Here is a 15,939-nt window from a genome sequence, read left to right as displayed (position 1 = left end):
CCTTCCTCTTCCATTTCAGATTGATTGTTATTGCAGGATCCGTTTAGCGACTCCTACTACATCGATAATGTCAATCTTGCCGTCATGATTGAAGTCGGCAGCTTTGACCTTGTCCCAATCGCTTGCTGCGGAAGTCTTGCCATAATTCACCGCTACTTTACCCAAGTCTCCGATATTAATGAGTGTATCTTCATTGACATCTCCTGGCGCATAGGTGGTGATGAACTGCTCGTTAAACGTTTGTATCGCTTGGTTTAACACGATGGCTGCGTCATCCAACTGCTGCTGGCTAACCGCCGGAGTCGCATTGACGGCAGCGGCTGCTTGAATCGCAGCTAGCAGTACCGCTTTGGAACCTACTGCATGCTGTCCAACTTGCGTTCCTTCTATCGCACGATCATAGATGGACTGTACCATATTGAGCACCGTTTGCAGCGTTGTCTTATCTATGGCTTCAGCCGCTGTAATAGAGATCGTTAGATTTGCCACGGAGGCATCCATCTTTTGACTAAGTGCATTAGAAAGGGCTACCTTGGTTAGATTCAGATTGGTTGTCGGGGATGATTGTTGAGGTTTTGCCCTCCAATTCATTCTGAATATATCTCCGCTTGCTGTAATAGCTCCCGCTTCTCCTTCGCTAATCGCGATAATCCGAACTTGACCCGGTACATCCGTTATCGTCTCGACCGCTTTAAAACCGGATTTCAATGAATCCGCCGATACAAATTCAATCGCATTCGCATCATAGCTTAGCTGAATGTCTGCCGCATAAACGGTGGAAGATGGACTATTCGTGACGTTTGTTAAACCAAAGTTGGTCGAGAATTCAGCTCCTGCTTGAACCGCTGCAGCTCCTGTCAGCGTAGCATGAGGCACATCGGTCGGTGTCTGACCGCTGATCGTGACATAATTGAAACCTTGAACACCGCTGCCGTCAGCAGCTGCCGCCACCACTTTCACAATTCCGTTCGTATTTGCCGTAAGCAGTCCACTGGCGTTAATCGTTGCTTTATTGGTCATCGTGAGACCATCGTTTTCCCAGACACTCCATGTGACTTGACTGTTGGCATTCGAAGGCAGTACTACGGCTTGCATTTGCAGCGTGCCGCCTTGTGCCGTTATCGTACTAATGCCGCCTGCGCCGCTCACAGAAATCGATTGAACAGGGTACACATTATCAGTTACGGTCACGTTCGCAACAGCCGGTATCACTGTGCCGTCTACAACTCCATTCACGTTAAAGCTGCCAGCCACCGCATACTTAGAATGAGCCACTGGGTCCCATTGAACCGATTTTGTCCCCGTTGTGGCATTGTTATAAACGACTGTGACATTGGCAGGCAGAATTGGTGGCACATAGGTAGCTGTAGCTACAGTCACTGGCGGAACGCCTGTAATGACTGGTGCACCAACTTGCTCCCACTTCGCATACAACGTGATATCCGTTGCCGGAATCATGTTCACGCCGAAATCCCAGCCGACCGTCAAGGCTTCATCTTGATACCAGCCCGCAAAAGTAAACCCATTCTTCACCGGAGCTTCAGGCGCTGCAATATTGGAACCTTGTACAGCTCCGTACACGGAACGAACCTCACTGCCACCGTTGCTGTTGAAGCTCACGGTCGTGCCTGTTTTAAAGACGGAGAGTTTCCACTCGTAGGACCAGCTTGCGCCAATCGTTCGGTTCTGGGTATTTATCTCGAATGGAAGCCATACATATCTGGAATCCTTCAGATCATTAGGGTACCAACGATCGGCCATAAAAATGAATTTATTCGGTACGATATCGCCATTGCCATCCCGGTAAGGCAGAACATACGTGCTTTGGCTATCATGTGTCGTGTGTTTCCAGTCGTCCACAAACGGATCACCTTTATGTTCCCATGGGCCGAATATGCCATTTGTCGATACATGATATTCCGCTTGGTTCGGGTTCCAACCCGACTGTCCGGATGTAATCATGTAATAGACACCATCCTGTTTGAACATCGTCGGCGCTTCTCTGTACCACGGGAAGGCTCTCACATAATGAGTACCTTCCACAGACTGGCCGTTCGCATTCGTAGCCGGACCCGTGTAGTCATCATCCAGCATCGTGATGACAGTCCTCTCGTTCCCTTCGGATGCATAAATCAAATAAGCTTTGTCATCCGTCGCATCATTGCCGTCATCGTCTACATACAGCGTCATGTCGCGCAGCATGCCTTCGCCTTCGCCGCCACCCCATCCATTGTTCGGCAATCGGGATATGCCGAGAAACTTGAATGGACCCGCTGGCGAATCGCTGATCGCAACGCCGCCTGCCGCCGTCCAATACTTACCGGCGATCGGCCCGTCTTGATGCCACCACATCACATATTTATCCGTTTTCTTGTTGTAGACAACCTTCGGACGTTCAACAACTTTATCCCAGTTGAAAGCTTTATACATCGCTTGCTTCTCTGCATTCGTTTTATCTACGTACAATGCATTAAGCTCAGCTATGCGTTCAGGTGAATTATGTTTGCTTAATGAATTAACCGGCGATTTCATCGAACCTGTATAATCCCCATAACGATCCGTGATATTGACAACTCGATTCGGATCGAATGGTACTCCGCTGTTCTTATACGTATCGCTATTCTCGTCCAAATATAAAGGCAAATTCCCACTAGGCAATACCGATTCGCCCAATTGCGGGTTGTTGAATACCGGCAATACAACCCCTTCATTTTTCCAGTTATACAAATCTTTAGAAGAGTACGCGTGAACGCCTGTTACCGGTACATAACCTGAGCCAACATTATTCTCCGTTTTGTCTTCGCCATACCAGTAGTACGTTTTGTTTTTCTCGTTATACAGAATGCCTCCGCCATGAGCCTGAATTGGAACGCCATCTCCATCCAGCCACACTTCACCATTTTTAATGGAATTCGTTTTACCTACGGTCTGATATAAATTGTATAAGTCCTGCAGAGTGTTAGTGTAGTAAGGAATGCTTTCCTCAGTTAAATCGCTGAGCGTTCCGATCGATGAAACTTTACTTTCAATCGTCTCCGCTACTTTCGGGCTAATGCTGGACGCCGTGCGTAATTGCGTAATGGCATTCTCCAAGCTTGACGTATCGAAGCCTGTGGATTTCTTCTGGCTGACAGCAATCTCTGCGGCAGTGAGTGTATCACCGTCGCCGCCTGTAGCAATAGCCTGAATCGCTACATATCTGGCTTTATGCGATTTGAATGTTGCCGATTGTGCGCTGGAGCTGGATGTGTCCCAAACGCCATTCGCGGCAAAAGTGAAATTCTGATCCAAATAAGCTTGCGTACCGTCTACCGGTTTATTGGTTAAATCCGCATCGCTGTAGTAAATCTTAAATTGCCCAATTCTTCCGTTCGCCTTATCCTGCCTTGGCGTAACCATAACTTTTCCAATGTCCGGCTTGTTCTGACCAAGATCTACAATGATGTAATCCCCAGAGCGGTATTTTCTTCCGTTCGCGGCCCAATTGGATTCATAGAACGTTCCGTTGTTTGTATCCAACATGAGGCTAGAAGGATTAGAAGCATAAGCTTCCGGAGCGTAGAAGAGACTGATTCCGTTAGTCTGCTGTTCATTGCTTTGGATTTTCGCGATCTCGGCAGTGAGTTTGTTTGCTAGGCTCGCCATCTCTTCCTGGGTCGCCGTACTGCTGTTCAACAGCGCCGTACCTTGCGTGAGCAATGTTTCCAGGTCAGCCAAATAGGCAGGATCACCCGAAAAATTATTAATGAACGTAGTCGCTGTAGCCATCGTATTGTTGAGTTTGGACGTATCTAGGGTAAACCCAGCTCTGTTGAAAATATTGATTTCAGCAGCCGATGCATACTGCTTGCCTGCATCACTTTTCGAAGCAAGTGCGGTAAACTTCACATAGGAAGCGCCGTGTGCATTAAAGGTTGCCGACTTCTCCAGTCTGTCTGCATCCCAGTTTCCTTCGGCAACTTTAGTGAAAGCGATACCATCAGGGCTCACGGATATTTCAAACTTGGTCACAACCCCGTTCCAATCCACATCCTGCCTCGGCACATAGCTCAGCTTGTAAACACCGTCATACGCCTTGCCAAGCTTGTAAGTGATAGAGTGAGGAAGCGGTGTATAGGAACCATCCCACGCCGTATGCCATTTCGTACCGATGTCACCGTCCAACGTTTTCGCTGGTCCTTCACCGGATGCGGAACTGTCTGCCGTTGCCGTCATTTGGCTTTGCGGGATCATTCCGAACGAATTAGATTGCTGAATGTATTCAGCGGTAATTCTACCTGCGATGTTTGTGATAGCTTCTTGTGTCACGTAAGCGGTATCCCGAACTGCCTTGCCCTCGTTAACTAAAGCTTGCAATGCCGTCAAGCTTGCGTCAGTAGCTATCAATGCCTCTGCGCTGGCAATTGTCTGGTTCAGCATATCCTTATCTACGGTAAAACCTGGTTTTCTAAAAATGTTGATCTCGGCAGCCGATGCATATTGTGCTCCCGAACCATTCGTTTGCTCCACTTTCAGCCTTACATATTGTGCAGCGGTAGACGAGAATGTTGCCGTTTTCTCGGTTTTGTCGTTATTCCATGTGCCATGCGCAACAGGATTGAAAACGGTGCCGTCTGTGCTCGCTTCGACGGTATATTTGGTAATAATGCCATTCCAGTCGGCATCTTGCCTTGGTAAATAGCTCAGCTTGTAGACATCATTATAAGATTGCCCAAGGTTATAAGTAAGGGTATGCGGACCTCCGTCGTAAGGATCCCAAGACGAATGCCATTTGCTTGAAGCATTCCCATCCAGTGTTTTCTCAGGCCCTTCTCCGGATTGAGCACTGCTCGCCGTTACACTCATTTGACTTTGCGGAATTACCGTATTACCCGTATAGGATGCTCCGTCAATCACAAACGTTGTAATTGATTTCGGGCTAACTGTCGTATTTAATGTTTTATTCACGATAGGAACATTTGTATGCCGCTCTACATTCTCGGCAGCAGATGAAACATATGGCGTTGCAATCCCTGTGACAGCATCAAACTGTGACATGTCTAAAGAAATGTTTTGGCTAGTCGTGTTAGCATTTCTGTATACAACATAGATTTTATTCTTGGAAGGATCATACGCGGCTAACGTGTTATCATTGTTATCTGCAATGAATCTGGATCCCTGCGGGATAAATTTGCTGAATTGCGCCATTGCGTAATACTTTTTACCGTACCACCAATCTTGTGTATCAAAATCTGCGTGAAGGAGACCCCAGTTCATGTTTTCCTTCTGCATGTTTTTCTCGCTTTCAATCGCTTGCCAAAGTACCCAAGCCTTAGGTTCAAGCCAAGTAATATCCGTCATAATTCTTTCTGCCAACGCCAATGCCGGTTCAAAATCATCGTGATTGTGAGCAATTCCCGATGGACCAAGATCCACTTCAGACATCCATAGCGGTTTGCCGGCATTTTTAGCTGCATCTCTGACCGCAGTTCGGTTCGACCCGCTGTACGAGTGGGTATTCATTTGTCCTATGTTCGCTTTGGTTGTTGAATCATAGGAGTTCCAATCCGTCATGAACGTGTCCACACTAGTCTCATCCATCGCAGAGATTGCGACAGATTGAAGTCCTTTGGAATCGAGTTTGGCACGAGCCGCATTAATCATTTTCGCTTGCGAGGCCGTATCCCAGTGAGAACCCTCTTGCCCCCCGCCAAATCCCCAATAATTCGTATTCGGTTCATTGATCGGCGACAGTGTGTTGAACTTAATCCCCTCAGCGTCGAAATGTTGGACAACCGTCGCCAAATAGTCTGCGAAATTATCATACTCCGTCGATTTCAAGTTATCTTTCCAAGCATCCGAATTCCCCGTCGTACTTCCACTTACCGTCATGTAATACGGAGCGGAATTGGAGAATGCCTCCAATTTATTAGCCCCTCTTGCTATGGCAGCTCCCAGCCACCAACGTTGATTCGCATCCTGTGTCCAATCGTATACACCAGTAGAAGGGGAGAAACCAGGCACTTCACCGCCTTGGCGCATTGTATCGTACGCAGGATTTTCACCACCGCCAATGTTGTATCTGGCAATATTGAAATTCAATCCTTGCGGCGAATAGAGCGCATCGGCCAGTGCGTTTTTAGTCGCATCATTCCAACCGCCTGTAACATTTCCGAACCAAGCTAGCGCCGTTCCCCATCCGTCCCATGATTGCTGCATGTTGCTCGGATCTAAATTGATTGATGTTGTAGCGGCACTTGCCTGCTGAGCTGTTAGACCATAAAACGCAGGTGTAACTAACGAAGCAGCAAGGCAGGAAGCAAATATTTTTCGTCCAACTTTTGTTGTCATCAAGACAACCTCCTTCTAAGATGGCATAACCACCAAAACCATAATTTGGAAACGCTTACCATAGTAGTTTGAAAAAATGGAAATCGATTTGCATCAATTTCCTTTAAATGAGGAGAGAAGATGACAAGCCATCCCTCTCCCGCTTACATGCCAAACCTTACTTGCTGGCTCTTGCTTTCGTCCATTTGTCATTCAGATCGTTAGCAATCTTATCTAGTGGTGTTCCGCCCATCATCTCTTGGCCCAGCTTTTTCCAATCCAATTGGATGGAGTTTACATATTTATTGAAGTTTTCGCCGCCTGGACGATAGTTGAATTCTTCCACTTTGTTGGCTTTGTAGAAGTCATTCAAGAACGGAACATCTGCCTTGACACCCTCCATGACGGAGTTGGCTTGCTTCTTGTTCACATAGAAGGAATATGCATCCGAGCCAAACATCCACTCTTGGAATTTCTTCGCTGCTTCTACGTTTTTGGATTTGTTGTTAATCCCGAAGAAGTTATCCGTGAACGTCATTACTTTCAGCGGTTCGCTTTCAGAATGACGAGTAGGAAGTGGGAATGCTGCAAGGTCATCGATATTTCCTACTTTCGATTTGTATTGCGGCAAGTACCATAGTCCTGCGGCAATGACAGCTGCCTTCTTCGCTTCAAACAATCCTGTTGCTTGGTCATTGCTTAATCCTAGCGGATCTGCTCCCATCACCTTGGCATCATACAAAGCTTGGATATCGCTGTAAGATTTGTAGAAAGCCGTACCCTTTTCAAAAGGTTTGTCCATGCCGGCGATTTTGTCGTAATAATTTTCGTCACCGGATGCTAACAGCGGCATAAATTCATTGAAAGGATAGTTCGGCCAGGAGTCCTTACCGCCCATCGCATAAGGCTGATATTTACCGCTCTTCTTAATGTCCGTTAATACGCTTACAAACTGATCCCACGTTGTCGGAACACTTAAACCTAACTCTTTAAAGACACTCGGATGATAGTAAACAAGTTCAGGGAAAGAAATAACCGGTAGTGCCAGCACTTTACCATCAACAGCAAATTGTTTCGCTTTTGTATTTTTAGCCGTAACGCTCAAACCATCCAGCGGCAGAAGTTCCGCTTTGAAATCGTTGATGAAGTTAGGCTTCAACTCGATAATATCCGGCAATTCGTTAGCGGCTAATCTAACTTTCATCGCTTGCAGGTAGTCGCCGTCACTTTTGAAAGTTTCAACTTCCATCTTCACGTTCGGCATAACGGTTGAGAACTCTTTTACCTTTTTGGTCCAGCTATCCAGGAACTCGCTGTCGCTATCCCACATGGCAAGTTTCAATGTAACCGCATTCTCTTTGGTACTGTCTGCTGCTGTAGGAGCAGCTGAAGAGCTGTTGTTCGCAGGCGCTGTATTCGCGCCGCAACCTGCTAATCCAAACGTTAGGGCAATGGAAAGTACGGATGTAACAAATTTCTTTTTCATAATATTTCTTAACCCCCTTAAGATAACGTAACCTATTTACATCTATATATTACAGAAATACAGAATACGCTTTCATTGATATATTTGGTGATTAACTTGATATATTTTGTGCTCATTCTTTTTTCCTTGAATAATTATCCCGATACTTTTGAGGGCTCATTCCCCGATATTTCTTAAACACACGGCTGAAATGTTCCGGGTTCTCATATCCCACCTTAACGGCAATTTCATACATTTTCATTTCCGTTTCTATGAGCCTTGTCGCCTCATTAATCCGTAGTTTTGTCACATATTCAATAAAATGTTCGCCTGTTTCTTTCACAAACTGTTTGCTCAAATGGCTCTCGGTCACCTGCGCCCAATCACTGACTTGCCCCAACGTAATAGCCGTACAGTAGTTTTTCTCTACATAGCGTTTGACCCTCTCCACCAACCGCTGCGGGTTTTCTTCACGAATTTTATCAGGATGCAATAAATCCGCCAGGCGAAACACCAACTTCTCAATCCACTCGTGTAAATCATCACGGAACGTGAATTGCTCAACAATCTCATAAGGCCTTCGTCGCGTTTCAATGACATGCGTCCAGTTCATCCCTTTGGCATGCAGTAATGCCCCTATATTCCAAATCAATTCTTCATAAATCGGGAGAGAGCTTTCCAATGTTACATTCGGCATCTCGCTTAATTGACTTAACCCCGTGTACAATTGCTGCTGCCACTTGCTATCTCCCTTCTCCATAAGATACATCATCACCGTGTAATCATAGGGCGTAGGCAGCACTTTCTCGTTCACGCTCACCGTTTCGGGATAGTATACACGCCCAGGACCTTCTGAAAATCGCAAGCTGGCCAATCCCTTCGCCTGACTATATCTGAGATGCCAGTTTTTCCAGTCTGTGCATGATTCTGCTACTCCCACGGATAGTGAGACATTTAAAAAGTTTTTGACCGTATTGCGCAAAGAATCCAGAAGTTCCATTACGTATCCACGTAAATTTAAAAAGCTAGTCGATGACTCAAAACATAGCAGAAGGGCATACTCATCCTCTTGAACCTGCAATAATTCATAAGGGTGTTTAACGATTTCCATCCCTTGTTTAATGATCTTAACTAAATGATCCTGATGATCCATACCGGCGTGCCCCGGCAAATTCGCAGCGGGCGATGGTATATCCGGCAAAACAGATACGATAACATGCTGAAAATTCACAAATTGCGTCATCCACTTTTGAAAGGAATCGTCCTGCGTTAAATTATGGCTGTACATATAATCTTTATCGCATAACAGGCCTCGCAGCCAGGTTTCTCGCTGCTTCAAGTCGGATTCACTGTTGCTTTTTATCAAATTCGCCGTAGTGATCGATTTCTCTTCGATCTGGCTAATCGCCTTTTTGATCACAGGAATGATATGTTCGGGATCGAGATCCGCCTTCATAATGTAATCGACTGCTCCAAGCAGGAATGCTTTCCGCACAAAATCAAAATCTGAATACGCACTAAGCACAATACTAAGCGGTGGATTAGTCAAATTGGCTTCCTGCAATTTAGATAGTAGAGTAAGGGCATCCATAACTGGCATACTCATATCGACAATCATCAAATCAACGTCCTGATGTACCGATATGCGCTGCCATGCTTCATAACCATCCGCAGCTTCTGCCACTACCTCACTGTCCAAATCGCCCCACGGAATAATCGCCCCCATGGCTAGTCTTACTAGCGGCTCGTCATCGACGATCATGACTCTAAACATTCTTTTCCCCCATTCTAAATAAAGCCGATATTGCTGCCTTAATCCTGAACAATGACTTGATCGTACTTTTGATCTATGATTCCTGGAACTTCGTATAGTAAATAAGACCGACCGCCCACTTCTCCGCGAAAGGAGCTGGGAAAGGACATGTACTCTTGCTTGGATAGAATAGGCAGAACAGCTATATCAACGGATAGCCCGAATTTCTCCTTCAACGACAAGGCTGAAAGAAAGCTTTTTTCAATGAGGATGACTCGATCATATTTGGTATCATATAAGCAAAATTTCATAGGAAAGACACGCCCCCCTTTATCCGTTTTCTCTATGCATCACGGACAGCAGCAGTTACTTACAGTTTATAAACATCGGTCTATGATGCCTGCGAATGATCCGGATCATTCGATAAGAGCGGCAGTATGACAATGACTTCTGTTCCAACCCCTAACTCACTGTTAATTTTCAAACCGTATGGCTCGCCGTAATTTAATCGAATCCGATCATTAACATTGGCAATACCTATCCCGCATAAGGACTCTACCTTCTTCTCATGCAGCAAGGCTTCCATTGTCCGTTGTTCCATCCCTTTTCCGTTATCCGTGATTGTGATGATGAGTTGATCATTATTTTTTCTACTTGTAATTTTGACGATTCCCATAGCTTCTTTGCCGTAAAATCCGTGAATAATGGCATTCTCCAAAATAGGCTGCAGCAGCAACTTCAGTACATAGGTGTTTGTCACACCATCATCGATGTCGTATTCGACCTTAAACCGGTCACCATAACGCACCTTCATAATATGGATATATTTCTCCAAGCTTTGCATTTCATCCATTACTTGAATGTAAGAGCCGCCGCGATGAAAGGTTGAAGATAACAATTTAATAAGAGAATCCGTCATTTCCACCAAATTGGTAGCCTTGGACAACATCGCCATAATTTTAATGGCATTAAGTGTATTTACCAGAAAATGAGGGTTAATTTGAGATTGAAGTGCATCGATTTCCGCCCGTGTTTTCAGCTTTTCTTGTTCTTGCCTTTCAATGATAAGCTCCTGTATACGGACGGTCATATTTTGAAATGTTTTACCTAATGAATAAATTTCCAATGGACCCGCAAGCTCCAAATCCACATGAAAGGATCCGCTTTTCATTTTATTCATTTGGAAAATGAGCGATTTGATTGGGCCGACGATACTCCGGACAAGGAAAAACGAAACGATCAAAAATATGATGAGTCCTGCCGCGGAAACATTCATCACTAGTTTATAGATCTCTCTGACTTGGGCCGTCATCTGCTCATATGGCGTAATGTAGATGATTTTCCATTCCGTCCGCTCCATGGTTAGAAAAGTGACAAACATCTTTTCATCGTAAACCATCGTTTCAAAATTGCCGCTTTTCTTGTTCCGCGCTTGTTCAATCGTTTGTTTTTCAATGTTTTTACTTTTATCTTTACTTGTATCCAGCATGATATTCCCACTACCGTCGAGGATAATAAAACTACCATCCTGGTTAGACGTAGATTCTGCCAGATTCTCAAATGTTTTGGCTTGTATCACAAAATAGATCATTTCTACATCACTAAATGATCTTTCGTACTGGGGAGCTATTGCTGCGGATAAAATGTATTTGTCATTTGATTCAATCAATACATTCTCTTCAGTTCCGAATAACAAAACTCGCCCTTGGTTTTGAAGCGTTTTCTGATAAAGATCCGTACTCTTTAAGAGATTTTCGTTAATCCGCGTATTAATATTATGAAAATGGGTGCCTTCAAAGTAATAGGCGCCTCCGTCGCGATAAACGAACATCGCGGAAACAACATCGGGCATATCGTGCAAATAATTTTTCAATTGATTTTCTAATTGGATGGAAGAGTTGAATAGGTCTTTGGATTGTGTGCTGCGATGGTAAGACGTAGCAAGTGAAATTAGATTATTATCCGAGGCAATTGCGGCAACCGTCCTGATATATCTACTTTTTTCCTGATCGATGGAGTAAGAGACTTGTTCCAATGTTTGCATAGTGCGTGAAGTGATATTAGACAACAAAATATCTGTATAGGCTCTTAATGACAGAAACGCAACTAAAACAATAGGCATAACGATCACAAAAAAGAACATGACGTACAGAATCGATGTGATTGGCCATCTCTTTTTAAAAATACGCACTGGCCTTCCCCCCGTTTTCTCAAGTTACAACTATGCTGTGAGATTACACATTCCGGCAAAATGACGGGAAAACTGGGTACCAGGTAATTTGTGTAAAAGTTGCTACGCTTTCATTTATCCTTGATCGCGTATTCACCAATTTTCGACATGATCTACCGTCATCATAAATTTTATTGCGAAAAACGTCAACCCCCTATTAAATCCAATTAATTACAACAAAAGATAGAGAAGACATTGCTGTCTTCCCTATGGAATTAATCAGGAACAAACTTCTAAAATAGCTACTCCGTACGGTTCAACCACTAACGTCCGCTCATAGACTCGATGTGACAATAAATCCTTATAGGATCCAGCATTTAATAGAATCGCTGTTTCGTAAGCATTATGATTCAAAACAAAGGTATACGTTTTATCATCTTTCTGTCTGCTTCTGATCTCTACACCTTCTGGAGCATGATGAGCCATCGTCAAATTCAATCGTTCACAGATAGTTTTGCTGAACTCTTCCAAAAATCTCTGTTCAGGGTCAGTTGCTACATAATAAGCTTCCCCTTGCCCGTATGTATTTCGGGTGATTGCTGGCATGCCGGCATAAAAGTCACGTCCATAGACGCCAAGCGCCTCCGCTCCCTCAAGGTGCAGCAAATCGCACAAAAGTCCACATTCGTATTCGCCATGAAGTTCCCCAAACGTCGAATGCATCATAATTTTATTCGTCATTTCCGGTTGGAGCGCATCAATTTCCTCTACCCATAGGCCGAGCAAATCGCGTAATTCACCTGGATAGCCGCCTAACGTTACAAGATCATTTTCGTTCACAATCCCGCTGAAAAAAGAAGTAACGAACGTTCCACCCTGTTTCACAAACGACTTCAGCCGGTCGCTCACGCCAGGTTTCAACATATACATCACTGGTGCGATAATTAATTCATATTTGGAGAAGTCACTAAGCGGGCTAACGACATCCATACTAACATTTAAATCATAAAAAGCTTTGTAGTACTTCTGAGCTTGCTTGAGATAATCCAGATCCACGCTCGGACCGCTGGTCATTTCTACTGCATTCCAAGTATCAATATCGAACAACAGCGCTACTTTGGACTCCGTTACGGAATCTAGAAGCGTACCCCCTAACATCTGCAGCTCCTTTCCTAATTGTGTGCACTCTCTAAATACTCTTGTATGCTCATGTCCTGCGTGAGCAATCAAAGCACCATGATACTTCTCGCACGCACCAACAGAACGACGCAATTGGAAGAACATAACCGTATCTGCCCCGTGCGCTATCGCTTGATAGCTCCAAAGCCGCATAACACCGGGCCGTTTGAGACTATTGTAAGGCTGCCAGTTTTGCTGGCTTGGCGTCTGCTCCATCAACATGAAAGGTTGTCCGTCCTTTAGCCCTCTCATGTAATCATGCCTCATCGCGACGTTGCTCATTGGTTCATTCATTTGGGGATAACTGTCCCATGAAACAACATCCATATGGTCAGCCCATTTCTTCAAATCCAGTCCGTTAAAAAATCCCCATATATTCGACGTGATTTTAATGTCCGGTGTAATCCGTTTAATGATATCGTACTCGCCTTGATAACACTCTAGGATCGAATCCGACATAAATCTCTTATAATCCAACGCGATCCCTTGGAAGCATCTGTTATTTCCATTCAAATTCGTAGGAGGAACAATCTCTTCCCACTCATATACCGTGTGAGACCAGAAACTCATATTCCATACGCGATTTACAACCTCTAGCGTACCGTATTTCTTCTGAAGCCAAGTACGGAAAGCAGACGCACACGTATCGCAGTAGCAATGCGGCGCATACTCATTCCCAATGTGCCAAACTAGCAAGGATGGATGCTGTCCATAACGCTCTGCCATCTTGGTTGCCAAACGCTGCGAAAACATTCGGTACACGCGGCTGTTAGGGCAGAAATTAACGCGGGAGCCGTGCGTGCGCTTCCTGCCGTCAATATCGACGGGAAGCACTTCCGGATACAAGCGCGACATCCAGGCAGGCTGCGCCGCTGTTGAAGTAGCCAAGCAAAGGAAAATGCCTTCCTTTGCGACTGTAGCAATAATTTTATCCAGCCATTCAAAATCGTATGTATCTTCCGATGGCTGCAGCTTCGCCCAGCTAAACACCGGCAGTGTAACGATATTGATGCCCGCCAATTTAAACAGTCGCATGTCTTCTTGCCAAACTTCCTCTGGCCATTGGTCCGGATTGTAATCACCGCCATAATAGATGGATGGCAGTTTGTCATTAATCATTGGTTATCCCCCCAAAGTTCAATCGTCGAAAAACGCTATTCTTTAATCGCTCCGTCCATTAATCCCGCAAAAATAAATTTACGCAGAACCAAATAAATCAAGATGGTTGGTAACATCACCAAAATAATCGCGGCTGACAACTCATTCCAATAGGTCGCGCGCTCACCTACAAACGTCATCAACGCGGTTGATAGCGTACTTAGTTTCTTCGAAGGCATATACAAATAAGGAATGTACATATCGTTCATAATATCAACGGCTTTGATGATCGCCAGTGTTGCCGTTGCCGGGAGCAAGAGCGGAAATAAAATCGAGCGGAAAATCCGGAAATACGATGCACCATCCAAAAGCGCGCTTTCGTCCAGCTGCTTCGATATTTTCTCAATAAATTGCAGATAAATGAAAATTTGCATCAAATCTGTTCCGGCATAAATGATTAACGGTGCAAAAATCGTGTTGTAGAGGCCTAACGACTTAATCGTCTGAAAACGTGCTACTTCCGTGGTATAGGCCGGTACGACGGACGCGATGATAAATAGCAGAAAGATCGTTTTCTTGAAGCGGAAATTAAACCGATTGAGTACGAAAGCTGTCATGGCTCCGAGAATAGCATTAATGACAACACTAGTAACCGTAACACTTAGTGAGTTAATTAATCCTACAAGCATATTTGCCTTCTCGAAGGCAACGGCAAAGTTATGGAACGACCAGCTCTTAGGCAGCGCAAACGGCGATGTAGCCGCGAGTTCCGGAGATGTCTTGAATGCGGCGAAAACAACCACTAGCAGCGGAACAAAGATAATGATCGTGATGATCGATAAAATGACGTAATAGAGTGACTTGCCAAGAAAGGAAGACAAATTTGCCTTTTCCACTCTGCGAGGTTTGGCTGCAAGCTCGGCTTGAGGCATGCTCATGATGATTTTTCCCCTTTCTCACGAATCAATAGGTTCTGAATGAAACTGAATGCAATGATCATAACCATTAGAATAATCGCCAAGGCCGAAGCTAAGCCATAGCTATTGAATTTAAAGGCCGTATTGATCGTGAAAATCGTAAACGTACTACTTGAAGTACCTGGACCACCTTGTGTGACAAGAAAAGGAATATCGAAGACTTGAAGTGCTCCCCGAATATTTAAGAACAAAATAATTTCAATAACGCGGCGAATGCCTGGTAAAACGATATAGCGGATCTGCTGCATTTTGTTAGCGCCATCAATCGTTGCAGCTTCATACAGATCATTAGGGATGGATTGCACGCCTGCTAGAAATAAAATGATATGAAAACCTGCAAATCGCCATAAGGAGATCGCGACAAGCGAATAGTTAACGATTTTCACGTCACTGAGCCAGTTATGAATCCAACTCTCCAGACCGACGGCCATCAACACCTCGTTGATCGGACCGTTCACTGGGTTGTACAAATATCCGAAAATATAAGCGACTGCTACACCATTAATGATGTAAGGAAGTAAAACGATAGAACGGAAGAACTCGCTAGCTCGCATTTTGGCATTCAACATAACTGCCAATAAAATCTCAATGGGAATCAACAGCGCATGGATAATAAAATAAAGCCAGTTATTCGAGAGCGATTGCCATACTTGCGACATTTTGAGCGCTTTCAAATAATTTTCAAACCCTACAAAGTGCAAATCTCTGCTAATCCCATTCCAGTCAGTCAAACTGTATTGAAACAGCTTCACCGTAGGGTAGATTAGAAATAACAGCATTAATCCAATCGGCAACGCAAGAAAAGAAAAAATAAGCACTCTTTTTTGCATCATGTTATTCATGTACTTCCCTCATTCCTTCATCAATGATGTTTGTAATGACAGCGGTGCAGGTGCATACCCCTTAGATCATCTTTTTGTAAACCTAATTTTAGAGAGAATGGACGCGCTTTCACATGATAATTTTTGTGCTTTCAATTGATAAATTT

General features: G+C 44.5%; 8 protein-coding genes. All 8 read right to left on the bottom strand.

What is annotated here, in order from left to right; translation table 11 throughout:
* Positions 1-27 precede the first annotated feature (27 nt).
* Complete coding sequence (locus ACUN27_RS03985; protein WP_445558407.1) at positions 28-6,330, bottom strand: discoidin domain-containing protein; 6,303 nt, start codon at positions 6,328-6,330, stop codon at positions 28-30.
* Positions 6,331-6,487: 157 nt separating this feature from the next.
* Positions 6,488-7,795, bottom strand: coding sequence for an ABC transporter substrate-binding protein (locus tag ACUN27_RS03980; protein ID WP_445558406.1), 1,308 nt, complete (start codon positions 7,793-7,795; stop codon positions 6,488-6,490).
* 112 nt (positions 7,796-7,907) lie between these two features.
* Positions 7,908-9,548, bottom strand: a complete 1,641-nt coding sequence (locus ACUN27_RS03975) for a response regulator transcription factor (RefSeq protein WP_326060791.1) — start codon at positions 9,546-9,548, stop codon at positions 7,908-7,910.
* Between the two features lie 38 nt (positions 9,549-9,586).
* Positions 9,587-9,838: a hypothetical protein gene (locus tag ACUN27_RS03970; protein WP_315953056.1), complete on the bottom strand. Its 252-nt coding sequence runs from the start codon at positions 9,836-9,838 to the stop codon at positions 9,587-9,589.
* Between the two features lie 80 nt (positions 9,839-9,918).
* Positions 9,919-11,718 carry a sensor histidine kinase gene (locus tag ACUN27_RS03965; RefSeq protein ID WP_315953055.1) on the bottom strand — a complete coding sequence of 600 codons (1,800 nt, stop codon included), beginning with the start codon at positions 11,716-11,718 and terminating at the stop codon, positions 9,919-9,921.
* A 258-nt stretch (positions 11,719-11,976) separates the two neighbouring features.
* Positions 11,977-13,995: a beta-galactosidase gene (locus tag ACUN27_RS03960; RefSeq protein ID WP_315953054.1), complete on the bottom strand. Its 2,019-nt coding sequence runs from the start codon at positions 13,993-13,995 to the stop codon at positions 11,977-11,979.
* A gap of 35 nt (positions 13,996-14,030) precedes the next feature.
* Positions 14,031-14,912, bottom strand: a complete 882-nt coding sequence (locus ACUN27_RS03955) for a carbohydrate ABC transporter permease (RefSeq protein WP_315953053.1) — start codon at positions 14,910-14,912, stop codon at positions 14,031-14,033.
* Positions 14,909-15,793 carry a carbohydrate ABC transporter permease gene (locus ACUN27_RS03950; protein WP_315953052.1) on the bottom strand — a complete coding sequence of 295 codons (885 nt, stop codon included), beginning with the start codon at positions 15,791-15,793 and terminating at the stop codon, positions 14,909-14,911. The genes ACUN27_RS03955 and ACUN27_RS03950 overlap by 4 nt, the downstream gene beginning before the upstream one ends.
* Positions 15,794-15,939: the final 146 nt, after the last annotated feature.

The sequence above is a fragment of the Paenibacillus sp. WC2504 genome, assembly GCF_052682475.1.
The sequence above is the reverse complement of the archived record's forward strand: the minus strand, read 5'-3'. Positions and strand labels throughout refer to the sequence as shown.